20 protein-coding genes are annotated in these 22,372 nt (G+C 69.3%); 10 read left to right on the top strand and 10 right to left on the bottom strand.

Annotated elements, in window-relative coordinates; all coding sequences use genetic code 11:
- Window positions 1-50: 50 nt before the first annotated feature.
- Window positions 51-761: a hypothetical protein gene (locus tag Pmi06nite_RS26260; RefSeq protein ID WP_203955794.1), complete on the bottom strand. Its 711-nt coding sequence runs from the start codon at window positions 759-761 to the stop codon at window positions 51-53.
- A 128-nt stretch (window positions 762-889) separates the two neighbouring features.
- A complete protein-coding gene (locus tag Pmi06nite_RS26255) occupies window positions 890-1,825 on the bottom strand; it encodes a helix-turn-helix transcriptional regulator (protein WP_239114215.1) in 936 nt (311 codons plus the stop codon).
- 176 nt (window positions 1,826-2,001) lie between these two features.
- Here Pmi06nite_RS26255 and Pmi06nite_RS26250 point away from each other — a divergent pair, with 176 nt between their 5' ends.
- The gene (locus tag Pmi06nite_RS26250; protein WP_203955792.1) at window positions 2,002-3,483 is read left to right on the top strand and encodes an MFS transporter; all 1,482 of its coding nucleotides are present in this window, start codon (window positions 2,002-2,004) and stop codon (window positions 3,481-3,483) included.
- 28 nt (window positions 3,484-3,511) lie between these two features.
- Here the strand turns inward: Pmi06nite_RS26250 and Pmi06nite_RS26245 are convergent, their stop codons facing one another.
- The 3 genes from Pmi06nite_RS26245 to Pmi06nite_RS26235 are packed head-to-tail and all read right to left on the bottom strand — an operon-like array spanning window position 3,512 to window position 9,267.
- Window positions 3,512-5,119 (bottom strand): bromodomain-containing protein, encoded by a 1,608-nt coding sequence (locus Pmi06nite_RS26245; RefSeq protein ID WP_203955791.1) that lies wholly within the window; start codon window positions 5,117-5,119, stop codon window positions 3,512-3,514.
- A gap of 57 nt (window positions 5,120-5,176) precedes the next feature.
- A complete protein-coding gene (locus tag Pmi06nite_RS26240) occupies window positions 5,177-6,865 on the bottom strand; it encodes a DUF8769 domain-containing protein (protein WP_203955790.1) in 1,689 nt (562 codons plus the stop codon).
- Window positions 6,866-6,870: 5 nt separating this feature from the next.
- Window positions 6,871-9,267 carry a glycoside hydrolase family 2 protein gene (locus Pmi06nite_RS26235; RefSeq protein WP_203955789.1) on the bottom strand — a complete coding sequence of 799 codons (2,397 nt, stop codon included), beginning with the start codon at window positions 9,265-9,267 and terminating at the stop codon, window positions 6,871-6,873.
- A 203-nt stretch (window positions 9,268-9,470) separates the two neighbouring features.
- Between Pmi06nite_RS26235 and Pmi06nite_RS26230 the strand changes: the two genes are divergently transcribed.
- The 4 genes from Pmi06nite_RS26230 (at window position 9,471) to Pmi06nite_RS26215 (ending at window position 13,827) form a co-directional block, all read left to right on the top strand.
- Window positions 9,471-10,844: an ABC transporter substrate-binding protein gene (locus Pmi06nite_RS26230; RefSeq protein WP_203955788.1), complete on the top strand. Its 1,374-nt coding sequence runs from the start codon at window positions 9,471-9,473 to the stop codon at window positions 10,842-10,844.
- Window positions 10,845-10,890: 46 nt separating this feature from the next.
- Window positions 10,891-11,850 carry a carbohydrate ABC transporter permease gene (locus Pmi06nite_RS26225; RefSeq protein ID WP_203955787.1) on the top strand — a complete coding sequence of 320 codons (960 nt, stop codon included), beginning with the start codon at window positions 10,891-10,893 and terminating at the stop codon, window positions 11,848-11,850.
- Window positions 11,847-12,716: a carbohydrate ABC transporter permease gene (locus Pmi06nite_RS26220; protein WP_239114214.1), complete on the top strand. Its 870-nt coding sequence runs from the start codon at window positions 11,847-11,849 to the stop codon at window positions 12,714-12,716. Before Pmi06nite_RS26225 ends, Pmi06nite_RS26220 begins: the two co-directional genes overlap by 4 nt.
- Before the next feature lie 94 nt (window positions 12,717-12,810).
- Entirely contained in the window at window positions 12,811-13,827 is a 1,017-nt protein-coding gene (locus tag Pmi06nite_RS26215) for a LacI family DNA-binding transcriptional regulator (RefSeq protein WP_203955786.1), read from the top strand.
- A gap of 51 nt (window positions 13,828-13,878) precedes the next feature.
- Here Pmi06nite_RS26215 and Pmi06nite_RS26210 read toward each other — a convergent pair whose 3' ends face one another.
- Complete coding sequence (locus Pmi06nite_RS26210) at window positions 13,879-16,779, bottom strand: hypothetical protein (RefSeq protein ID WP_203955785.1); 2,901 nt, start codon at window positions 16,777-16,779, stop codon at window positions 13,879-13,881.
- Window positions 16,780-17,038: 259 nt separating this feature from the next.
- On the opposite strand from Pmi06nite_RS26210, the gene Pmi06nite_RS26205 reads away from it, so the two are divergent.
- From Pmi06nite_RS26205 to Pmi06nite_RS26190, 4 genes are read left to right on the top strand one after another with little or no spacing between them, the layout of a single operon-like run.
- Window positions 17,039-17,908, top strand: a complete 870-nt coding sequence (locus Pmi06nite_RS26205) for a Gfo/Idh/MocA family protein (RefSeq protein ID WP_203955784.1) — start codon at window positions 17,039-17,041, stop codon at window positions 17,906-17,908.
- A 28-nt stretch (window positions 17,909-17,936) separates the two neighbouring features.
- Window positions 17,937-18,092 (top strand): hypothetical protein, encoded by a 156-nt coding sequence (locus Pmi06nite_RS26200; protein WP_203955783.1) that lies wholly within the window; start codon window positions 17,937-17,939, stop codon window positions 18,090-18,092.
- 4 nt (window positions 18,093-18,096) lie between these two features.
- Window positions 18,097-18,990 carry a DUF6807 domain-containing protein gene (locus Pmi06nite_RS26195; RefSeq protein WP_203955782.1) on the top strand — a complete coding sequence of 298 codons (894 nt, stop codon included), beginning with the start codon at window positions 18,097-18,099 and terminating at the stop codon, window positions 18,988-18,990.
- Complete coding sequence (locus Pmi06nite_RS26190; RefSeq protein WP_203955781.1) at window positions 18,984-19,691, top strand: cupin domain-containing protein; 708 nt, start codon at window positions 18,984-18,986, stop codon at window positions 19,689-19,691. Before Pmi06nite_RS26195 ends, Pmi06nite_RS26190 begins: the two co-directional genes overlap by 7 nt.
- Here the strand turns inward: Pmi06nite_RS26190 and Pmi06nite_RS26185 are convergent.
- Together Pmi06nite_RS26185 and Pmi06nite_RS26180 are read right to left on the bottom strand one after the other, a co-directional pair.
- Window positions 19,682-19,990 (bottom strand): hypothetical protein, encoded by a 309-nt coding sequence (locus Pmi06nite_RS26185; protein ID WP_203955780.1) that lies wholly within the window; start codon window positions 19,988-19,990, stop codon window positions 19,682-19,684. The two genes, Pmi06nite_RS26190 and Pmi06nite_RS26185, sit on opposite strands and share 10 nt — an antisense overlap.
- 186 nt (window positions 19,991-20,176) lie before the next feature.
- Window positions 20,177-20,914, bottom strand: a complete 738-nt coding sequence (locus tag Pmi06nite_RS26180; RefSeq protein WP_203955779.1) for an SDR family oxidoreductase — start codon at window positions 20,912-20,914, stop codon at window positions 20,177-20,179.
- A gap of 104 nt (window positions 20,915-21,018) precedes the next feature.
- On the opposite strand from Pmi06nite_RS26180, the gene Pmi06nite_RS26175 reads away from it, so the two are divergent.
- Window positions 21,019-21,495 (top strand): RrF2 family transcriptional regulator, encoded by a 477-nt coding sequence (locus Pmi06nite_RS26175; RefSeq protein ID WP_203955910.1) that lies wholly within the window; start codon window positions 21,019-21,021, stop codon window positions 21,493-21,495.
- 82 nt (window positions 21,496-21,577) lie between these two features.
- Here Pmi06nite_RS26175 and Pmi06nite_RS26170 read toward each other — a convergent pair whose 3' ends face one another.
- Entirely contained in the window at window positions 21,578-22,018 is a 441-nt protein-coding gene (locus tag Pmi06nite_RS26170) for an ester cyclase (protein WP_203955909.1), read from the bottom strand.
- A 116-nt stretch (window positions 22,019-22,134) separates the two neighbouring features.
- Window positions 22,135-22,290, bottom strand: a complete 156-nt coding sequence (locus Pmi06nite_RS26165) for a DUF6131 family protein (protein ID WP_203955778.1) — start codon at window positions 22,288-22,290, stop codon at window positions 22,135-22,137.
- Window positions 22,291-22,372: the final 82 nt, after the last annotated feature.

The following is a 22,372-nucleotide window of genomic DNA, read 5'->3' as shown; positions in this document are numbered from 1 at the left end:
GAACAGTAACTAAACCTGCGTGATCCACAGGTATTGACGATTACTCCACATCATGCGCGTCTGCCCCAGATGGAGCCCATTCGCCTCGCGGCTCTGACCGCGACGACGCACGACGCCAGGTAGAGGCCGATCGTCAGAGAGAACACCAGGTGCCACAGGACGTTGCCGTCGAGTGTGAACTCCCCGGTGCCGAGCCATCCGAAAGTCGCGAAGACGACCTCCAGCAGGGTGAGCACCGCCGCCGAGATCCCCCACGGCATCGCCGGAATGCCGATCAGGAACGCCAGGAAGTTGCCGTTCGACTCCTTGAGGAAGAAGGCGCCCACCAGGAACGCCGCCCCCACCAGGACGTACACCTTCGTGAACGACGTCAGGTTCAGCCAGGACACGGCCGATGGCGCGTCCTGTGCCTCCAATTCCAGGAAGAGCCTGCCCGACCCCTGATAGGCGAAGGTGAGCAGGTTGCCGACGACGAGCAGACCGGCCAGCCACATGAGTTGCACCACCACGAGAAAGGCCGACACGACGGTGGCGATCGTTTTCTGACCCGCCGGCATCTCACGGAGACGCGAACGGGCCTCCTGTACGGCTCCCGCCAGCCACAGGGCCGCCGACCTGGTCGATTTCAGCGCGCCCAGCCAGGAAACCACGAGGTTGTAGACGAGGAAGGCCGTCACCGCCAGGCCGGGGCCGAGCGTCGCGTTGATGGCCCATTTCCAGACGTCGTCGGGCTGGGGGATGTTCTGCAGGAAATCGTTCATCGATTTTCCTGTCTGCGGGGGAGAGGGCGAAGTACACCATAATCACGTGATCGCTCCGGTGCGGCGCAGATCGAATAACGGGGACGGGACGCCGCCGAGTCACCGGATTCGGTCGATCACGGCATGGTTCACGGCAGGTCGGCGCGTGTTTTCGACGATGCCGCGTTGCGGGACGCGGAGATCGGTTCCTGGGGCGTCGTGGTGGCCCACGGGTGTCCGGCGAGGAGCCGGAGGGCCGCGTCGGACGGTGAGCCGGGGATCGAGGTGTAAGTCAGGATGCGGTGCCCGGTGTCGTCGGGCAGGTGGAGGACTTCGAACCCCAGCTCGAGGTCGCCGACCTCGGGGTGGTGGAACTGCTTGACCCCGGACAGGCAGTTGTGGACCGGGTGTCCGGCCCACAGGGAGGCGAAATCGTCGCTCTTGAGGGTCAGTTCTCCGACGAGCTCGGCCAGCTCCCGGTCGTCGCGGTATCGGCCGGCGATCAGCCGGAGGGAGGCGACGGCGCGGGCGGCCTCTTCGTCCCAGCGGGTGTACAGCTCGCGCGTGTGCGCGTCGAGGAACAACATCCGCGTCAGGTTGGGCCGCTCAAGCGGGCGGCTCGGGGCGTCGAAGTCGTGGTGCCCGGCCAGCAGCGCGTGTCCGAGACGATTCCAGGCGAGGATCTCGCTGCGGCGGCCCATGACGACCGCGGGCACCTCCGCCATCGCGTTGATCAGACGCACGGTGCCGGCTCGCGCGGCTTCCGGCCGGGCGGGGCGGCGCCGCTTGGTCCTGACCGGCCGTGCCAGGTCGTGGAGGTGGGTGCGCTCGTCCTCCTCGAGGTTGAGCGCCCGGGCGATCGCGTCGATGACGGCTTCTGAGGCGTTGCCGCTCTGTCCCTGCTCCAGACGGGTGTAGTAGGTGGCGCTGACGCCGGCGAGCTGGGCCAGTTCCTCCCGGCGCAGCCCCGGTACGCGGCGGGCGCCGTAGGACCTGATGCCGGCGTCCTCCGGGGTCAGCCGGGCCCGGCGACTGCGGAGGAACTCACCGAGAGCGCCCGCCGTTGCCGCATCCGCTCCGTTCATGCCCTCCATTGTGCCCATTCGCCGGCTGTGTGCCTGTCCCTGTCAGTGCTAGGCAACGCAGTGGTGGGCAGCGCGGTGCTCGACTCAGCCGGGTGTGGTCGCGGATCCCGGCCTCTTCCAGAGTCTGAGGCGGGACGGCGGGACCGTCCCCACCGCTCTGAAAGGGATCACCTGATATGACCCGCCTTCATCAGCCACCCGCCGCCGGCGGCGACATCGCCTCCCGAGGCGGCGTCGGCGACGGCACATCGCGCAGCGTGGGCATCGGCGGCCGAGAGCGCTTGATCTTGGCCGTGTTGCTGACGGCCGGTTTCACTCTCGCCGTCGACTTCTCCATCCTCAATGTCGCCCTGCCGACCATCGGCGCCGACGTCGGGTTCTCTCTGGGCGGCCTGCAGTGGATCGCGACCGCCTTCTCACTGTGCGCCGCGGGCTTCACGCTCTTCTTCGGGCGGATCGCCGATCTGTTCGGCCGGCGTCGCCTGTTTCTGGTGGGCATCGCCGTACTCGGCATCGCCTCTCTCGTCGGAGGCCTGGCCGGCACGCCGTGGGTGCTGATCGTCGCCAGGGTGGCGCAGGGGCTGGCGACCGCCGCGGTCACGCCCGCGGCGCTGTCGCTGCTGACCACCTCCTTCCCCGAGGGCCCGGTGCGGGACAGGGTGCTCGGTCTGAACGGCGCACTGATGGCGGCGGGGTTCACGACCGGAGCCGTGCTCGGTGGCGTGCTCACCGATCTGCTGAGCTGGCGGTGGGCGTTCTTCATCAACGTCGCGGTCGCCGTCGCCGTTTCGGCGCTCGCTCCCGCGGTCCTGGCCGAGAGCCGGCCGGAACGCCGTCCCAAGGTGGACGTGCCGGGAGCGGTCACCGTGACCCTTGCGTTGTCGGCGGTGGTGTACGGGCTGACCCAGGCCGGGGAGAGATCCTGGGGGAGCCCGCATGCGTACGGCGCGCTCGTCGCCGGCGCGGGGTTGCTGGTCGCGTTCTGGGCGATCGAGAAGCGGGTGCCGCAACCGCTGGTGCCGATGCGGGTGCTGCGCCGGCGGACCGTCGGCTGGGGCAACGTGGCCGGACTGGCGGCCTTCGCGACCGAGACGTCCGTGGTGTTCCTGCTGACGCTCTACCTGCAGGAAGTTCTGGGTTACTCCCCTCTGGCCGCGGGCCTGTCCTTCGCGGTGCTGGGTGTGGGGACCGTCGTCGGCGGCATCCTCGGCCCGAGGGTCATCGGCGCCGTCGGCGGCAAGAACGCCCTCGTGGCCGGCTTCCTCACCCAGGCGGCCGCGACGATCCCGCTGATCTTCCTGGGCGACCGGCCCGGGTGGGTCACTGTGCTGCTGGCCGCGACGTTCGTCGGCGGGATCGCCAACCTGGTCGCGATCGTCGGGTTCATGGTCACCGCGACGTCCGGGCTGCCCGATGACGAGCAGGGCCTGGCCACGGGCCTGGCGACGATGAGCCAGCAGGTGGGCATCACGATGGGCATTCCGATCATGTCGGCCGTCGCCACCGCACGGATTCATGCACTGGGCGGCCAGACCGCGCACACCGTTCTGCGTGGGATCAGCACCGCCCTGATCCTGAACACGGCGGTCTGCGTCGTCGCAGCGGTCCTGCTCGCGGTGTTCTTGCGGCCACCCGGGCATCTACGGGCGACCGCGTGAGCGCGGCGCCCGTAGAGATCGGGGACGATCAGGAAGCCGGACTCCCCACCTCGGGAACCGGCCGGTCCACCGAGGCGCGCAGGTGCACGGCCTCGATGTTCCGGTTCGTCCGGCGCATGATGTCGGTCATCTCGGTGTACGGCTGGTCCTGCTGATTCACCAGTCCGGTGTTGAACGCCTCGGTGGCGCCGGGCTTCATCGTCACCGCCTGGTCGTAGTTCGCGAACCAGGAGAATCCCACGAACACCGGGCTCTTCGCCTGCGCCTCGACGAACGCCTGGAACTTCTCGCCGCGGTTCGCGATGTCGGTGGCGCTGATCGCGGCGTTGGGCGTGGTGAGACCGCGGTCGGGATGGGAGAAACAGAACTCGAGATTCACGATCGGCTTGTCGTACGCCTCGTACTGCTTCAGATAGTCGGCGCTGTCCGAGTACCAGTCGAAGGAGATGGCGTCGAGGTGATCGATCCCGCCGACGTTCCACTCCAGGCTCGTCCGCCAGGTCGCCACCAGGGACGAACCGAGGAAAAGGTGGTGCGGGTCCTGGCGCCTGATCGCGTCGCGGACCTTCTTGAAGTAGGTCTGCGAAGCCCGGGTGATGAACGCCTTCACATCGTCGCCGGGCACCTTGCGGATGTCGATCACCACGTCCGCGAGCGCGTGGAACGAGTCGGCGTCGGTCCCGAGCATCGCGTTGACGCGGGCGAGGTCGCCGTCGTAGGCCTGCCGGAGGTGGTGGACGAACGCCCGCTTCGCCGGCAGGCCGGAGTCCCGCTGAAGCACGGTGGACACGACGTCGCTGTTCCACCCTCGCTCGTTCTCGAAGAAGTATCCGATCAGCCACGGGTCGTTCCGGTAGTGCCGCATGCCGAAGTCCCGGAACGCGCGGTCGAGCTTCTTGGAGAAGTCCGGGTCGAACGGGTCGATGCCCCACTGCACGGTGATCACATCGGCAGGGGTCGGCGCCCGTTCGATGTACGGCATCGCGACCGACGGATCCCGCTGCCACTTGCCCTGGGCGTTGAAGCCCCAGTCGATCATGCGGCGCCTGCTGACGTCGCGCCATTTCGCCTGGTAGTCGTCGCCGTACTTGCGCCGCAGATTGGCCTTGATGAAGTTCACCGTCTGAAGCCCCTGCTGGACGACGGCATAAGCGTCAGGGAACCGCTCTGGGTCCGGCAACTCCTCGAACACCTCCCGCGGGCTGCCGTCGGCGTTCTTGTACAGGGTGCCGTAGCCCCACTCGTCGTAGGAGAAGGCGTCGACGCCCTTGAGGAAGAACAGGTGGCCGTCAGGCGTGACGAACCACCAGCGGCCATCCACCTTGTGCAGCCGGAAGTATCCGGTGGCCGCATGGCGTCCCAGGCTCTTCAGGCCGCCGTACCGGTCGTAGGCGGCCCGGTCGAGGGCGACGCCGGAGAGCTTCGCCGCCTCCTCGGCGTACTCGCGCCGCAACTGTTCGTCCGACGTGACCTTGCTCGGCCAGTCCTGGTGGAGGTACTGCCCGTACCGATCGACCAGGTTGGCGCCGGCGGCCTGGCCGGTCGCCGCCTCGGCGGTTCCCCGCCCGGCAAGCACACCGGCCACCGCGAGGGCCGGTACGCCGATGAGCAGGTGTCGTCGCGATATCTCGGGCATGGGGGGCTCCTTTGTCTCGCGCTGGTTTGCGGACGTCCGTAGCGGTCCGGGAGGCCGCTACCTGTCGAAGGGCGTCGGGTCGAGCGGCGTGGAGACGGCCAGACCGTCCCAGCGCCAGCGGATCAGCTCCGCCGCGTCCTGCTCGCCGGTCAGTGCGGCCGTGCGGGGCGGCGTGCCCGTCGTGATCAGCTCCACGGCGAAGGCGGCACGCAGCCGGGCCTCGTGGAAATCGACCGACGCGGACGGCCCGGCGTGCAGATCCACCTCGACGCGCACCTCGCCGTCGCCTTCGGCCGCCCGCCACGTCCTCGTCCGGCCGAGGAACTCCGCGGGCACGGTGTGCACCACCGCCTGGCGGTCTCCGGCGGCCAGCGCGAACACGCCGTCGCGCACCTCGCGCACCTCCACCCCGCGGCCGCGCAAGGAGACGCTCAGCCGCAGGTCGTCGATGCGGAAGACGCTCCCGGCGGGCCGGTCCAGAGCCGGGTGGAAGTCGCCGGAGTCGTAGCTGAGCCACCAGGCGGACAGGACGCGTGGGCCGTCCTGATGCTGGCGGCACCAGGCGGCGCTGAGGTCGTGGCCGTTGAGCAGCATCCGGGCGCGCAGGGCCACGGCGGGGTCGTCGGGCGTCCGCCAGTATCCGAGCACGGGACGCCGCTGGACCCAGGCGAACTCCTCGTCGGCCGAGCCCAGGCAGGCGTCCTCGGCGAACCAGGAGGTGCCGGTCGTCGTGGGGTTGAAGCGCGTGTGCGTTTGGAACGGCGTGGTGGGGAGGGCGCGGAACCGCTCGGCGACGGTTTGCGGGCAGGGCAGCGGCGGCACCAGGAGCGGCGCGGCCGGGGCGTCGTCCCCGGAAGTCTCCTTGCGAGGCACGATCGGAGCGCCCGTCTGGGCCTGCAGATAGGCGGCCAGGTCCGACTGGATCCAGTCGTGGTAGGCGCGGCTCATCGGGCCGGCGAGCTGACCCGTCCCGGGGTGGAAGCACGCGGCGAGCGCCGCCCACGTACGCTCCCTCAACTGCTCCGCGACGGCCCTGAACCCGGTGTCGGCGACGATCAGTGTGGCCCGCTCCAGCTCTTCGAGCACCACCCGTCCATACGCCGGGGAGTTGTACTCGGTGAATCCGCCGTTCTCGTCGTGCAGGGCGAGGACGGCGCGCAGACGCCGCCGGCCGAAGTCCAGCAGGAGTTCGGAGTCGAGGGGGCCTCCCCGCGGAAGATCGGAAGCCGGAGGGCCGGGACGGAGGATCTCCGCCGCCGCGGCGGCGGTCACCGCGCCCATCACCGCGATGTTGGTGTAGCCGGGGTCGACGTTCCGCCGGAAGATCGCCATCGCCGCGTGGTGCAGCGCGGTGCGCACCCGCTCCCGCAGTTCGGGTGCGAGCCGCTCGCCGTGGACGGCCAGGATCTGCGCCAGCCGTACCCCGATGAAGTCCGCCCAGTTCCAGTCGGCCGGTTCCATCCGCTCAGGCGGCTCCTCCAGGAACCATCCCCAGATCCCGTAGTGGGCCGCGAGGGGGTCGGTCACCTGCAGGTCGACCAGCGCGTCCAGCACCTCCCCGGCCCGGTCGGCCCGGCCCAGCCCCAGGAGCGCGATGGCGTAATCGGCCGCCTCCCTCGTCTGGTGCGCGCGGGCGCCTTCGGGCACGCGGGTGTGATAGCCGGGGCCGGTGGCATGGCACCAGGGCAGCCGGGTGTCCGCGTCGTATCGGGTGTCCAGTTCGGCCACGTATTCGTCGAGTCGCATGGGTCCTACTTCGTGTCGTTGACGCAGCGCAGCACCGGAGGGCACGTGAGCGCGCCGGGATCGAGGTCCCGGGAGCTGCGGACGCGGAACACCGTTCGCTCACCGGGCAACAGCGTGATCATCATGTCGTCCACGGTGGCGTCCGGATCGAGCCGGTCCGGGAAGAGCGCGAGGTCGCGCAGGATCGTCCTGGCGGTGACGGTGACGAGGTAGCCGTCCGCCACCGGCCGCGCCTCGGCGTCGAAGTCGGCGGAGGGAAAGGCGACCGCGGTGTCCTCGGCGAAGAAGTGGACCGTTCGCGCGTCGCCCAGGCCGGCCACCAGCAGCTCCGCCGCCGGGTCGGCGGGGGTGGCCACGGGGCGCGCCATCGGAATCCGGGCCACGCTCCGGGGCGGCACGAGGACCCGCACCGAATCCTTGGCCAGCGGCTCGCCGGTGAGACCGTGCCGGACCAGGCTCAGCTCGCCCGACCACGGGTCCGCGCTGTCATTGATCGCGACGAGGTCGCCGCCCTGCACGGTCAGCAGGCGGTCGGCGTAGGCGCGGCGCAGCGCGTACCAGAGGGGCTTGCGGCGCCCGTCCCCGTCGATGGCGGACCAGGAGGTGACCGGCCAGCAGTCGTTGAGCTGCCAGACGATCGTGCCCATGCAGTACGGCATGAGCGCGCGGAACCTCTCGACACCGAAGGTCACCGCCCTGGCCTGGTTGAGCTGGCTGTAGTAATGCCAGTCGTCGAACGTCGCGGGAGGCGGCAGGTGGCCGGCCATCCCGCGCAGGAGCTTGCCCTGGCCGTCGTCCGCCTTCTGGTGCGAGGAGTCGGCGGTGAGCGGGCCCCCTGTCACCGAGCGGCGCAGGGTGGCATAGGCCGGCGGGCCCTGGAATCCGAACTCGGCGACGAAGCGCGGCCGCCAGTTCGCGTAGTGGGTGTAGTCGAGGTCGTTCCAGACGTCCCAGATGTGCACGGTGCCCTGCTCGGGAGCGTTGGGATGGCGGCCGGTGTCCCCGGAGTACGGCGTGCCCGGCCAGTACGGTCTCGTCGGGTCCAGCTCCGCGACGACGCGGGGGAGCACGTCCAGGTAGTAGGCCTCGCCCCAGGTGCGACCCGCGAGCGGCTCCCGCCAGCCCCAGTCGGCGTAGCCCATGAAGTTCTCGTTGTTGCCGATCCACAGCGCCAGGCTGGGGTGCGGCGCCAGACGCACCACCTGCTCGCGGGCCTCGGCCGCCACTTCGGAGTAGAGCGGTTCCTCCTCCGGGTAGGCGGCGCAGGCGAACGTGAAGTCCTGGAAGACCAGGAGGCCCTGCTCGTCGGCCAGGTCGTAGAAGTCGTCGCTCTCGTACAGCCCGCCGCCCCACACGCGCAGCAGGTTCACCTGGGCGTCGCATGCCTGGGCGAAGCGCTCGGCCAGGCGCTCACGGCTGATCCGGGCGGGAAAGCAGTCGTCGGGGATCCAGTTGGCGCCGCGCACGAACACCGGCACGTCGTTGACGACGAGGGTGAAGGCCGACCCGTCCGCGTCCGGAGTCGTGTCCAGCCGGATCGAGCGGAAGCCCACCCTGCGCCGCCAGGTCTCGCCGGTCTCCTCGAGCACCACGGTGAGCTGGTGCAGGGCCTGCGCGCCGTACCCGCGCGGCCACCACCGGGCGGGCTCTCGCACCCGCAGCTCAAGCACGGTCTCGCACTCGCCCGGCGCCAGCGGCACCCGCACGGAGGTTCCGGCGACCGCGGCGGTCAGCGTGAGCGGGATGTCGGCGGCCCGCTCCACCATGACGTGGACCCGTACCAGGCCGTCGTCGCCGTTCAGAGTGACCTCGGGACGGACCTGGGCGAGCCGGGCGGTGTTCCAGGTGTGCAGGCCGACGGGCCGCCAGATGCCGGCGGTGACGAGCGTGGGGCCCCAGTCCCAGCCGAAGTTGCAGGCCATCTTGCGGATGAACTGGTAGGGCTCCGGATACGGGCCGGGACGCTCACCGAGCTCGGCCCTCCGGTCCTCCGCGTAGCGGTAGGGCGACTCGAAGTGCACGGTCAGGGTGTTGCGGCCGTCACGGAGCAACTCGCGCACCGGAAAGCGGTAGGTCCTGTGCATGTTGGCCACGGTCCCGACCTCGATCTCGTTGACCGACACCGTCGCGACCGTGTCCAGGCCCTCGAACACCAGGTCAGCCCGGTCGCAGCCGTCGTCGGCCGGGGACATCGTGAACTCGGTGGCGTACCGCCACCGCGCGCGGCCGATCCAGGCCAGCCCGCTCTCGTTGTCGTCCAGATAGGGATCGTCGATGAGACCGGCCGCGAGCAGGTCGGTGTGCACGGAGCCGGGGACGGTGGCGGGCACCCCCTCGATGGGCGGCTCGGTCGAGGCGGTGCTCGCAGTCCAGCCGCGGTCCAACGGGCGGTACGGGCTCACATGATCTCCCAATGTCTCCGAAGTGATACTTAAGCGCGTAAGTGATATGACCGTACGACCAGCATTAATCCTCGTCAATAGCCTGCATGACTGACAGGTGGCCACTACTGATGCGCTTCATGAACCCCATTGACAAATGGCAGTTTGTTAACCCATAGTGACGGCCACGCAAAAGAAGGTCCCACCCCCTGAACGGAGCTCTCATGCGAGTCCAGATGCCGGGCCTGTTCGCCGCCGCGCTCATCGTCGCGGCGGTCGCCGGCTGCTCGTCCGGTTCGTCCGGCTCATCCGAGTCCGGTTCCGGCGGCAAGACACTGATCACCATCGGCGACCTGCCGCCCACGACCCAGCAGAACGTACGCCAGCAGTTCCTCGACCAGGTGGCGGCGTTCGAGAAGGCCAACCCGGACATCAAGGTTGAGCCGCACGAGTCCGTGTGGGACCCCAAGACCTTCGCCACCCGTCTGGCCGGTGGCCAGTTGGAGACGGTCTTCCGGGTCCCGCTCACCGAGCCCGCCGGGCTGGCCAAGCGGCGTCAGATCGCCGACATCACCACCGAGGTCGGCAAGCTTCCGCACGCCACCGAGTTCGACAAGCGTGCCCTCGCCCCCGCCACCGACCAGGCCGGCCACATCTTCGGCCTGCCCACCAGCGAGTTCGCCCTCGGCCTGGCCTACAACCGGGACCTGTTCGGCAAGGCGGGCCTCGATCCGGCCAAACCACCGACGACCTGGGACGAGGTCCGTACGGCGGCGAAGGCGATCCAGGGGAAGACGGGGGTGCCGGGCTTCGCCGTCCCGACCACGAACAACACCGGAGGCTGGATCTTCACCGCCATGGGCTACACCTTCGGCGGGCGCCTGCAGCAGGACAGCGGAGGCAAGACCGTCGCGACGCTCGACACCCCGCAATCCCGCAACGTCCTCGACCTGCTCAAGGCGATGCGGTGGCAGGACGACTCGATGGGCACCCAGCACCTGCGCAACGCGGGCGACCTCGCGAAGGACTTCGCGGCGGGCAAGGTGGCCATGATGATCGCCACCCCGAGCTCCTACACCGAGTTCGCCACCCAGTTCGGTGGCACTCCCGACGTGTTCGGCATGGCCGCCCTCCCGTCGGGAGGCACCCCCGCCACCCTGCTCGGCGGGCAGATCGCGGTGGTCAGCCCCAAGGCCACCGCGACTCAGCGCGCCGCGGCGGTGAAGTGGATCGACTTCTACTACCTCAAGCCGAAATACGACCCGGCCTTCGCGGAGAGCGTGGCCGCGGCCAAGGCGGCGGACCAGGTGCCGATCGGGTTCCCCTACGTGTCGCCGTACGGCTCGACGGTCGCGGCCCCGGTCCTGGCCGCCGAGCGCAAGCACGCCAACGTGCCGGTGGACAACTTCAAGCCGTACGAGGACGGCGTCGCCGCGCAGGAGTTCGTCACCGAGCCGGCCGTCGCGGGCCAGGACATGTACGCGGCGCTCGACACCGTGCAGCAGGCCATCCTGACGCGCAAGGACGCCGACCCCGCCGCGGAACTGGGCAAGGCCGAGGAGAAGGCCACCGCCGCGCTGAACAGAGCCGAGCGATGACCGGGAGTCGAGGCTCGGCGGCGACCGGAAGGCGAGCGTGTCGCTGATGACGACATCGCTCCGGCGCGCGAGGCAGGTGCGGCCACACGTGGGGCTGGCCGCCCCTGCCTCGCGGCCGGCCGCTGACCGGCCACTCCGCCATCGGCGCCGCCCGCGCCTCGCGGGGTGGCTGTTCCTGCTGCCCATGGTCCTGGTCTTCGGCTGCTTCGCCTGGTGGCCGATCCTGCGCAGTCTGGTGTTGAGCGTCCAGTACACCAATCTGGTGGACCCGCCCACATGGGTCGGGCTGGACAATTTCAGCAACCTGCTGGCCGACCCGTTGTTGTGGACCACGGTCCGCAACACGGTCTGGTTCGTGCTGCTGGCGCTGGTCTTCGGGTTTCCGCTGCCGATCCTGCTGTCCGTGGTGATGTCGGAACTGCGCAGGTTCAGCGGCCTGTTCCGCGTGCTGGTCTACCTGCCGGTGGCGATCCCGCCCGTGGTGGCGGTGCTCATGTGGAAGTGGTTCTACGACCCGGACTTCGGCATGTTCAACCAGGTCCTCGGCGTGTTCGGGCTGGGCCCCTTCCCGTGGCTGCAGGACACCGCGACCGCCATGCCCAGCCTGGTGCTGGAGGCCACCTGGGCCGCCTCGGGTTCCACCGTGCTGATCTACCTGGCCGCGCTGACCTCGGTGCCCGGCGAGTTGTACGAGGCGGCGGAGATCGACGGCGCCTCGATCTGGCGGCGCGTCTGGCACGTGACCCTGCCGCAGTTGCGCGGAGTGTTGCTGATCATGTTGCTGTTGCAGATCATCGGCACCTTCCGGGTCTTCACCGAGCCCTTCGTGCTCACCGACGGAGGCCCTGAGGACTCCACGGTGACGATTCTGCTGCTGATCTACCGGTACGCGTTCATCAACGGCGACTACGGCACGGCCGCCGCGCTCGGTGTGCTGCTGGCCCTCGCCCTCGGTGTGATCTCCGCCGTCTATCTGCGCCTCACCAGGAAATGGAGCCGCACATGAGCGACGACCGCGGCCGTGGCATCGTCTCCGACATCGACCGGCGGCGGCCCTGGGTGCGCCGGCCTCTGCGCCTGATCCAGGGGATCCTGCTGCTGGCCACCCTGCTGGTCGGCCTGGGGCCGATCCTGTGGACCGCCAAGGGGGCGCTGTCTCCCACCCAGGACCTGTTGCGCGATCCGTTGCGGCTGTGGCCGTCGTCGGTGGAGTGGGGGAACCTGTCCACCGCCTGGACGGATCTGCGGGTCGGCCACTATCTGCTCAACACCGTCGTCCTGGTCGGCGGCTCGTGGTTCGTCCAGTTGTTCGTCGCCGCCGCGGGGGCGTTCGCGCTCTCGGTCCTTCGGCCCCGCTTCGGCCGGCTGGTCTACGGCGCGGTGCTGGCGACCCTGTTCGTGCCCGGCTCCGTGTCACTGGTGGCCCTGTACCTGACCGTGCTGGACCTGTCGCTGGTGAACAGCCCGTGGGCGGTGTGGCTCCCCGCGGGGGCGCACGCCTTCAATGTGCTGATCATGAAGCAGTTCTTCGACGCCCTGCCCAGAGAGCTGTACCAGGCCGCTCAGGTCGACGGGGCGGGGCCGATCCGGTTGTTCTGGCAGATCGTCATGCCGATGTCCCGGCCGATTCTGGCCGTGGTGTCGCTGCTGGCGGTGATGGAAGGGTGGAAGGACTTCCTGTGGCCGATGGTCGCCATCTCCGACGCCGACGCGCAACCGCTCGCCGTCGCGCTCCCGCGGCTGGCCGAAACCGCGGAGCAGAACACGGTGATCGCCGGAATGCTCGTCGCGATCATTCCGCCGCTCGTGCTCTTCCTGGTCTTCCAGCGCCACATCGTCCGCGGGATCAGTTTCACCGGACTCAAGGGATAGACAGCGTGAACCACTTCGTACGGCGGGCTCCCGGCGAACTCGCCGCCTTTCTCATGGCCACGTTCGCCTCGCCCTCGGCGGGTAGGGTACGAGCGTGAAGCGGCCGACCATCGCGGACATCGCCCGGCGAGTGGGGGTCTCCCAGGGCGCCGTGTCCTACGCGCTCAACGGCCGTCCCGGGGTGTCGGACGCCACGCGGGCGCGGGTGATGAAGGTCGCCGAGGAGTTGGGCTGGCGGCCCAGCGCCGCGGCCCGCGCCCTCACCGGTGCCAGCGCCAACGCGGTGGGCCTGGTCCTGTCCCGGCCGCCGAGCGTCCTGGGCGCCGAGCCGTTCTTCATGGAACTGTTCAGCGGGATCGAGATGGCGCTGAAGCCGCACTCGTACGCGCTGATGCTGCAGATGGCCGATGACCAGGACGCCGAGATCGAGGTCTTCCGCCGCTGGTGGGCGGAGGGCCGGATCGACGGCGCGATCCTGGTGGAGGTGCACGTCTCCGACCGGCGCCTGCCGGTGCTGGAGGCGCTCGGCATGCCGGCCGTGGTGATCGGCGGATCGCCCGGCTGCACCGGGTCGCTGCCGTCGGTGCTCTCCGACGAGAGCGCGCCGGTGCACGAGACCGTGGAATACCTCGCCGCGCTGGGCCACCGCAGGTTCGGTCATGTGGCGGGGCTGCCGCATCTGGTGCACACCCGGGTGCGGGAGGAGGCCTTCGCCGAAGCCTGTGCCCGCCTTGGCCTGCCGGAATGCGTCACGCTGCACACCGACTACACCGGAGAGGACGGCAGGCGCGCCACACGCCGCCTGCTCAGCTCTCCCAGCCGGCCGACCGCGATCATCTACGACAACGACATCATGGCGGTCGCGGGTCTGTCGGTCGCGCAGGAGATGCGTCTGCGCGTGCCGGACGACCTGTCTCTCGTGGCGTGGGACGACTCGCAACTGGCGCAGGTGGTGCGGCCCGCGCTCACCGCGGTGCGGCGCGATGTGCCCGCGCTGGGCGCGGCCGCGGCCCGCCACCTGCTCGCGCTCCTCCATGGTGAGGTGCTCCCCGACGTCGAGACCGAGCCGGCCCGGCTCACCACGAGGGGAAGCACGGGCCCGCTCGCCTGACACCGGGTGTGCGAAGGGGCGGCGCCGCCGACGCGGCGCCGCCCCTTCGGCCTATTTCCGTGGCGCCTTGGGCACCGTCAGCTTCAGTGGGATGGTCGACGCCGTGCTGCCGTCGCTCATCCTGGTGATCCTCAGGGTGAGTGTGACCGTGGTCTTTCCGGCGGGGAGCCGTACGGTCCCGTCCGGCGCGACCACGTCGGGCCGGGAGGAGGAGGCGATCTCCAGTGAGAACGCCTGCGGCGTCCGTGGCAGCGACACCACGGAGGCGTGCTTCTTGACCGGCGACAGCCGGGTGATGGAGGCCGCCACCATCTCCGCGGTGAGATCGCCGGTTCCGTTCCTGTGCACCGCCTCCAGCGTGAGGTTGGTGTCGCGCATGATGTCGGTCATCTCGGTGTAGGGCTGGTCCTGCTGGTTGAGCAGGCCGAAGTCGTAGTTCTCGCCGTCACCGGGCCGTCCGGTGACCGCCTGGTCGTAGTAGACGAACCAGCCGGAGCCGACGAAGACCGGGCTGGCGGCCTCGGTCTCGACGAACGACCGGTACTTGTCGCCGCGCTCGGCGATGCTCTGCGCGCGGGTCGCGGCGTTGATCGCCCGCAGGCCCCGGTCGTCGGTGCTGAAGGAGTACTCCAGGTTGAGCACCGGCTTGTCGAGGGTCTCGTACGGTGCCAGGTAGTCCGCGGTGTCGCTGTACACGTCCAGCGACACCGCGTCCACCTGGTCGATGCCGCCGACGATCCAGTCGAAGCCGGCGTGCCAGGTGGGCACCAGGGCCGAGCCCAGGAACAGGTGGTTGGGGTCGGCCTTGCCGATGGACTCGCGAATGGCCGTGTAGTACGTCTTGGACGCCAGGCGGATGAACGCGGTCATGTCCTCGGCCGGCAGCCTGGCCACGTCGATCGCCACATCGGCCAGCGCCTCGAACGAGGGGGCGTCCGTGCCCAGGATGGAGTTCACCTGCGCCAGGTCCTGCCCGTGCGCGTCGGCCATGTAGGTCACGAAGGCCCGCTTGGCGGGGAGCGTGCCGTCCTTCAGCAGGACCTCCTTGACGACATTGGAGTCCCAGCCGCGCTCGTTGTCGAAGAAGTAGCCGATGAGCCATGGGTCGGTGCTGCGCGCCGCGACGCCGAGTGAGGCGATCTGGGTGTCCAGCTTGGCCCCGAACCCGGGGTCGAACGGGTCGATCGCCCACAGCACCTTGACGACGTCCGGCGGGGCCGGCACCTGGTCGATGTACGGCATGCGCAACCGCGGGTCACGGGCCCACTTGGCCAGCCCGTTGAAGCCCCAGTCGATCAGCCGCTTGGCGGTGTGCCTGCGCCAGTCGTCCTGCCAGTCGTGCCCGTACTTGCGCATGAGGTTGGCCTTGACGAAGCTCACCACCTCACCGCGGTCGGTGGTGGAGTAGGCGTCCTTGTAGGCGACCGGGTCGGGCAGCGACTCGAACACCTCCCGCGGGCTTCCGTCGGGCTCCTTGTGGAGCGTGCCGTACCCCCACTCGTCCTGCGAGACCGAGTCGACGCCCTTGAGCAGGAACGGGTAGCCGGCAGGGGTGACGAACCACCATCTGCCGTCGATCTTCTTGAGCTGGAAGAACCCGTTGGCCTGCTGCTTCCCCAGGGCTTTCACCCCGCCGTACTTGTCGTGTTCCGACGTGTCGAGGGTGACCGTCTTCAGACGGTCCCACTCCTGCCGGGCCTCGGTGCGCAGTTGGTCGTCCGAGGTCACCTTTCCCGGCCAGTCCTGGTAGAGGTACTGGCCGTACTGGTCGGCCAGCCTGGTGGGACGGGTCAACTCCTGGCGCAGGGCGCTCTCATCGAGCGGCGGCGCCGGGTTCTGCCCGACCTGCCCGGCGCCCAGGGTGAACTGAACCTCTGACAGCGGGATGTGCAGGAACTGGTTGGTTCGGCTGAGCTGGATGCGGACGAAGCGTGCCTGCTTGCCGGCCATCGGGACCGCCAGTTGATAGGCGAGGTCGGTCCGCGCGCGCACTCCCTTCGTGGCGATCCGGTAGGTGGTGTCGGCCTCGGCCCGGTAGGTGACGGTGATCTCGTCGAAGCCCCAGTACTGGTTCGGCGCGTTGCTGAAGATGGTGATGTCGTCGAGCGGATGATCCGCGAGCAGGTCGAAGACCAGCGACACCGTCTTGGGGGCGGTCGCACTGCCGCGCCACCCGGCGCCGCTCGTCACGCCGCGGTCGAACAGCGCCCCGTACGGGAACGGCACGGCCCCACCCGCGTTGTCGGGCACGCCGTCGTCCGGCGTGGTGTCGGCGAGGTAGTTGCCGAGGTCGACCATGCCGGGGCGGGGGATCTGCTTGACGGGTTCGGTGATCTCCGCACGCAACTGGTCGGCGGTCAGCGGCGGTGCGGGGGACTGCCCCGGCTCGCCGGCTCCCGGGTGGATCGAGATCTCGTTCAGCACCATGTGCTGATACTGGTGCAACCGGGTGATCTTAATGATGATCATGCGAGCGGTGCGATCGCCCAGATCGACGTCGAGGGTGTGGTTCAGCGGTTCGTCGGCCGGCAGCGGGTTGGCCGTGCCGTACCAGTCCTGAGACTGGATCGAGGTGTAGTCGGGGTCGGCCTCGGCGCGGGTGCGCACCGAGATCGACTTGATGCCGTAATAGCGGTTGGGCGCGTTGCTGACGATCGAGATGTGGTCCACGGGGTAGTCCCGGCGCAGGTCGATGACGATCGAGACCTCCTTGTAGGCGGTCGCGGCGCTGCCGACCCATTCCGCCCGGGTGGCGACAGACGCGTCCGCCAGTACGCCTTGACCGAACGGCTGCAGCCCGGCCTGTCCGATGTCGGGGGCGCCTCCGGCGTTGGGGGGTTGGTCGTAGGTGTAGCCGCCCGAGGCCACGGCGGGCGGGTCGGCGCTCGCGGGCGCGGCGACCAGCGGCGGCACGGCCAGCAGGAGGAATGCCGTCAGCAGTTTGGATAACACGAGCTGAAACCCTTCAGTTCAGCACGCGACATCGGGGGACCACCGGGAGCCGGCCGGATTCCCCCCGAGCGATTTCCATTTCCAGACGGCATCGTCGCATCTGGCAGGGTGGCAGTTACCGAAGCGCGTAACAGAGGAGCCTGCTTCTTGCAGATGACACGATTACGAAACGAAGAAGACATGTCAATATCTTGTTCCCATTTTACTTAAGCGCTAAAGTTAATCGAGGTCGTACTGGTCGACAGAGACGGGACCCCCAATGGCAGATCCCCTTCGCGCCGTCCTCGTGGGCGTGGGCGGCATCGCGCGCAGCGCCCATCTGCCGGCGGTGCGCGCGCTGGCCGGCGCCGTCGAGCTGGTGGCCGTCACCGACATCGACGGTCACCAGGCCGCCCGCTTCGCCGCCGAGCACCGGGTGCCGCGCGTCCACGCCGACCTGACAACGATGCTCGACAAGGAAACGCCCGATCTGGTGCTGGTGGCCACCCCCTCGGCCACGCACGCGGCGATCGCCGTCGAGTGTCTCGACGCCGGCGCCTCCGTCTACTGCGAGAAGCCGCTGTGCGCCTCGCTCGCCGAGCATGACGCGATCCTGGCCGCCGAGCGCAGGAGCGCCGGCTGGTGCGTGCCGGTCTTCCAGTGGCGCAGCGGCTCCGCCGCCCGCCACTTACGTGATCTCCTCGCCGCGGGCTCGCTCGGCAGGTCGCTGCTGGCCCTGTGTCACACGCTCTGGTACCGCGGCCCGGACTACTATGCCGTGCCCTGGCGCGGCCGCCGGGACACCGAGATCGGCGGTGCCACCACCACCCAGGGCATCCACGCGATCGACCTGCTGCTCTGGCTGCTGCCCGACTGGGAGGAGGTGAGCCGTGCTCGCCACCCTCGATCGGCCGCTGGAGACGGAGGACGTCTCGATCGCCCACGTCCGGTTCGCCTCCGGCGCGCTGGCCGGCCTGGTGAGCAGCGTGCTCTCGCCTGCCCAGACCAGCAGCCTGCGGCTGGACTGTCAGCGGGGCACCGTGCGGCTGGAGCACCTCTACCAGTACAGCAACGCCGACTGGACGTTCGCGCCGGCGCCCGGGCAGGACGACCTGTGGGCCCCGCCGACGGACGAACCCGCCTCACATGACACCCACCTGGCCCGCACGGTCGCGCGGTTGCGCGACGGGTTGCAGCCGGAGGACACGGCCGAGGACGCGCGGCGGACGGTGGAGTTCCTCACCGCGCTCTACAAGTCCGGCGTGACCGGCGTGCCCGTCAGACGGGGCGGCATCGACCCGTCGGACCCCTTCTACCGATCGATGTGGGGCTGACGGCATGCTGAAGCTGACCCATGCCCATGGCGAATCCGTCAGCGTCTCCGCGGACGGCACCGAGTTGCTGCGCTACATCTACCGGCCCGACCCGGAGCCGACCGAGTCGCCCAAGCCCTATGTCCATCCCCTCCGCACCCTCGCCGGCGACGTCGTCTCCGGCTACCGCCCGCACGACCACCGGTGGCACAAGGGCCTGCAGATGACCGGCTCGCACGTGTCCGGCGACAACTTCTGGGGCGGCGGCACCTACGTGGACGAGCGGCGCGGATACGTGCAACTCGACAACAACGGCCGCATCCGGCACGAGAGGTTCGACCACGTGGACGCCGATGCCGACCGGGCCCGCCTGTCGGAACGGCTGACCTGGGTCAGCTTCCAGGGGGAGGAGTGGCTGGACGAGTCGCGCGAGGTCATCGCCGGCCGGGTCGACGCCGCAGCCGGCTCGTGGGAGCTGGAGTGGCGGACCACCCTGACCGGACGGCGAGAGCAACCCCTGCGGTTCGGCAGCCCCACCACCCACGGCAGGCCCCTGGCCGGATACAGCGGACTGTTCTGGCGAGGCCCGCGCTCGTTCACCGATGGCGAGATCATCGGCCCGGGGGAGCTGAGCGGCGAGTCGATGATGGGTGTCGGCGCGCCGTGGCTGGCGTTCGTGGGCCGCCATGACGAGGTCGACCGGTCCTCGACACTGGTGTTCCACGTGGCCCCGGAATGCCGGGCCACCTGGTTCGTGCGCAGCGCCCCGTTCGCGGCCGTCAACCCGTCGTGGGCGTTCCATGAGGAGTTCGAGCTGGCCCGGGGGGAGAGCATGACCTGGCGATATCGCCTGGTGGTGGCGACCGGGTCCTGGGACAGAGACAGAGTGGAGCGCCACCTGAAGGAGAATCCGTGGTGACCTCCCTGCCCGGCGCCGTCGGGCTGTCGCACCTCACGGTCTATGACTGGCCGGCCGAGGACGGCCTCGCCGGGGGCACGCCCCACGTCCACCTGGCCTGCGCGGAGGCGTACGTCGTGACGAGCGGCACCGGCTCCGTGCAGACCCTCACGCCGGCCGGGTTCATGGAGACCCCGCTGGAGCCGGGAACGACGGTGTCGTTCACCCCCGGCACCCTCCACCGGCTGGTCAACGCGGACGGCCGGCTGCGCATTGTCGTCGTCATGCAGAACAGCGGCCTGCCGGAGGCCGGTGACGCGGTCTTCCCGTTCCCCCCCGAACTCCTCGCCGACCCGGCCGCCTACGCGCGAGCCGCCGTCCTTCCCGGCGCCGAGGTCGCCCTTCAGGAGCGGGAGCAGGCGGTCAGAGAGCGTAGGGACCTCGCCCTGGCGGGCTTCGCCCGGCTGCGTGACGAGGTGACGGCCGGTCGGACGGGCGCGCTCGACGACTTCTACCGCCGGGCGGCCGATCTGGTCCGCCCCGCCCTGGACCACTGGACCGACGTCTGGCGCGAGGGGGCCGCGGCCGCGTCGGCGGCCACCGGCGACCATCTCGACCTGCTGCGGAGGGGAGACCTCGACCACCTCCGGCACGCCGGTGTCCGCCGGCCCGTTCCGGCGCCCCGCCTGGGAATGTGCGGGTGGCTGCAGGCCTACCGATGAGGTGCGTGTTCGGACGTATTCGAGTTGATCGCCGCGGCCTGCGTGATGATGACGTAGCCGGTCTGGGAGCCTGTGGGCTCGGTCTTGGCGGTGGAACATTGGGCGGGGGACGGGGCTCCATACATCTCGACGTCCGCCACTGCCGTACCGGTGTCCTGCCCGCAGCTCTCCCAGGCGAGCACATCGCGCGCGAAGATGACCATAACGATGATCCCGACGCTGACGAGCGCCACGAACAACATCGTGCTCAACCGTCTCATCGCCGCCTCCAGCCCCTGCTGGATGGACGAAATCGGCACTGGCGAAGGTGACCTGAGAGCGGAGGCCGCCCGCCGGTCCTAGTCCACCGAGAAGGGGACCAACACCCACAATACGGCCTCTGCTCGGGCCGGTCACCGGCCCCCTGCACCCCGCTCTGCCTCGACTTCGGCCCGCAGGCCTCCCGCCGTGATCTCGGTGCGGACGGCCCGCCGCCGGGGGTCGGTTCAGGTGGTCGCGAGCCAGTCGGCGTATCGGGTGGGGGCGATGTCGGCGTCGGCCGGAGCGATGATGACGTCGCCCGGGACCGCCGCGAACATGCCCGCCGTGTCGTCGGGGACGACGGATCGGCTGTCGCCCTTGGCCTTGAGCGTGATCCTGCCGAGGTCGTCGAGGGTGAAGACCTCGGGGCCGGCGATGTTGCGGATGCCGTTCAGGGGGGCGCCCGCGGCGACCTTCGAGACTGCGACGGCGACGTCCGCGGCGGCGATCGGCTGAATCGGCGTACGCGGCAGGCGCACGCTCTTTTCATCGGAGGTCCAGGACATGGCCGCGTCGATGAACTCCATGAACTGGGTGACGCGCACGATCGAGAACGGGATCGTTCCGGCCCGCAGCACGTTCTCCTGCAGCACCTTCGCCCGGTAGTAGACGAGGTCGGGCACCTGGTCGACGCCGACGATGGAGAGGATGACGAAGTGCCCGACGCCGGCCTTCGCGCTCGCGGTCATGAGGTTGTCCATCGAGGTCTGGAAGAAGGCGGGCGAGGCGTCGTCGAAGGTCGGGGAATTGGTGAGGTTGACGACGACATCCGCGCCCGCCACCGCGTCGTCCACGCCGTCGCCGGTGATGACGTTCACGCCCGTGGACAGCGAGTGCGGCACGGCCTCGTGCCCGGCCGCGGTGAGATTCCTTACGACCTGCGAGCCGATCAGGCCGGTCCCGCCGATAACTGCGATCTTCATGATGAGCCTCTCAAACAAGATCGAACTTGTCTCTTCCGCCGCTCAATATACTCGGACAATTAATGTCCGAGTAAGAGGATCGCGGCTAAGGTGACAGGGTGAAGATGTCTGGGGGTGTGGAGTGGGCGCTGCACTGCTGCGTCGTGCTCACGTCCGTGGCAGAGCCGGTGCCGGCCGCCCGGCTGGCAGAGTTGCACGATGTGTCGCCCACCTACCTGGCCAAACAGCTTCAGGCGCTCTCGCGAGCGGGCCTCGTGCACTCGGTGCAGGGGAAGTCGGGCGGCTACGTGCTGACCCGCTCCCCGGCGTCGATCACGCTGCTCGATGTCGTCGAAGCCGTCGACGGGCCCGATCCGGCCTTCGTCTGCACGGAGATCCGCCAGCGCGGCCCCTTCGCGACTCCTGCCGAATCCTGCACCACGCCTTGCCCGGTCGCCCGCGCGATGGCCACGGCCGAGTCGGCGCGGCGGGCCGCGCTGAGCTCCGTGAGCATCGCCGACCTCGCCGAACAGGTCGAGATCAGCAGCGGTGAGGGCGCGCTGAGCAGTATCGGCACCTGGCTCGCCCCCGGCAATGTGTAGCCCCGGCAGGTGACGCCGCGCCGCGCGATGCGACGAAGGGTGTGCTGTGCGCGAACCGCGGTCAGTGCCGCGAGCGTCGCCGCTATACGGCAGGCGAAGGCAGCTGCACCAAGCCGAAGCCGAGTTGGCCGTAGAGCTCCAACTGGTCCCAGTAATGCTGATGCGTGACGATCTTGTCGTTCTCGACGTGGACGTCACATGACGCGCGGAGTGTGATCCGTCGGCCGGTCCCCTCCAACTCGGTCCCGTCATGCAGCAGGAAGGGTCCCGTATGAGTTCCGGTGATCGTCCATTCGGTGACGGCGGGATCGTCGCAGTCGACCTCCAGCCAGGGCGTGTAATGCAGGTCGGGGAAGCCCTTGAAGAACCGCTCGTAGCACCACTCGATCTGATCGTGTCCTTCCGCCACCCCCACCGGGGTGACGAGGACCGCGTCCGGGCTGTAGCACTCGAGTATTCGGCGCAGGTCGTGATCGTTGAGCGCGTCGCCCAGCCGGTGTTTGATCTCCCAGGACGTAGACATCACGAAAGTCCCCTCGTCGGACCACGAAAGGCAGGCAAGGCGAAGAGCGCACGCTCTTTCAGTCCCGGATCGGCATCTGGCCGATTACCGGCAGGAGGCGTGAATGCCCGGCCGGGTCAGAAGTAGTGCTTGCGTCCGCCGACGGGCCGTCCCATGCGGCCCATCAACATGAGCACCAGCCCGATGACCAGGACGATGATCCCGATGGTCCACAGGATGGAGATGCCGGTCAGGAATCCGATGATCAGCAGGATGATCCCGATGACGATCATGATGGCTGCCTACTTTCGAGGATGGTGAATGTGAGGCATCGGCTTTCGGGTCGTGTCGACGGCGTGATGACCGGTCGATGTT

The organism is Planotetraspora mira, assembly GCF_016863275.1.
GTDB lineage: Bacteria > Actinomycetota > Actinomycetes > Streptosporangiales > Streptosporangiaceae > Planotetraspora > Planotetraspora mira.
This window is presented reverse-complemented; position numbering and strand designations above follow the sequence as displayed.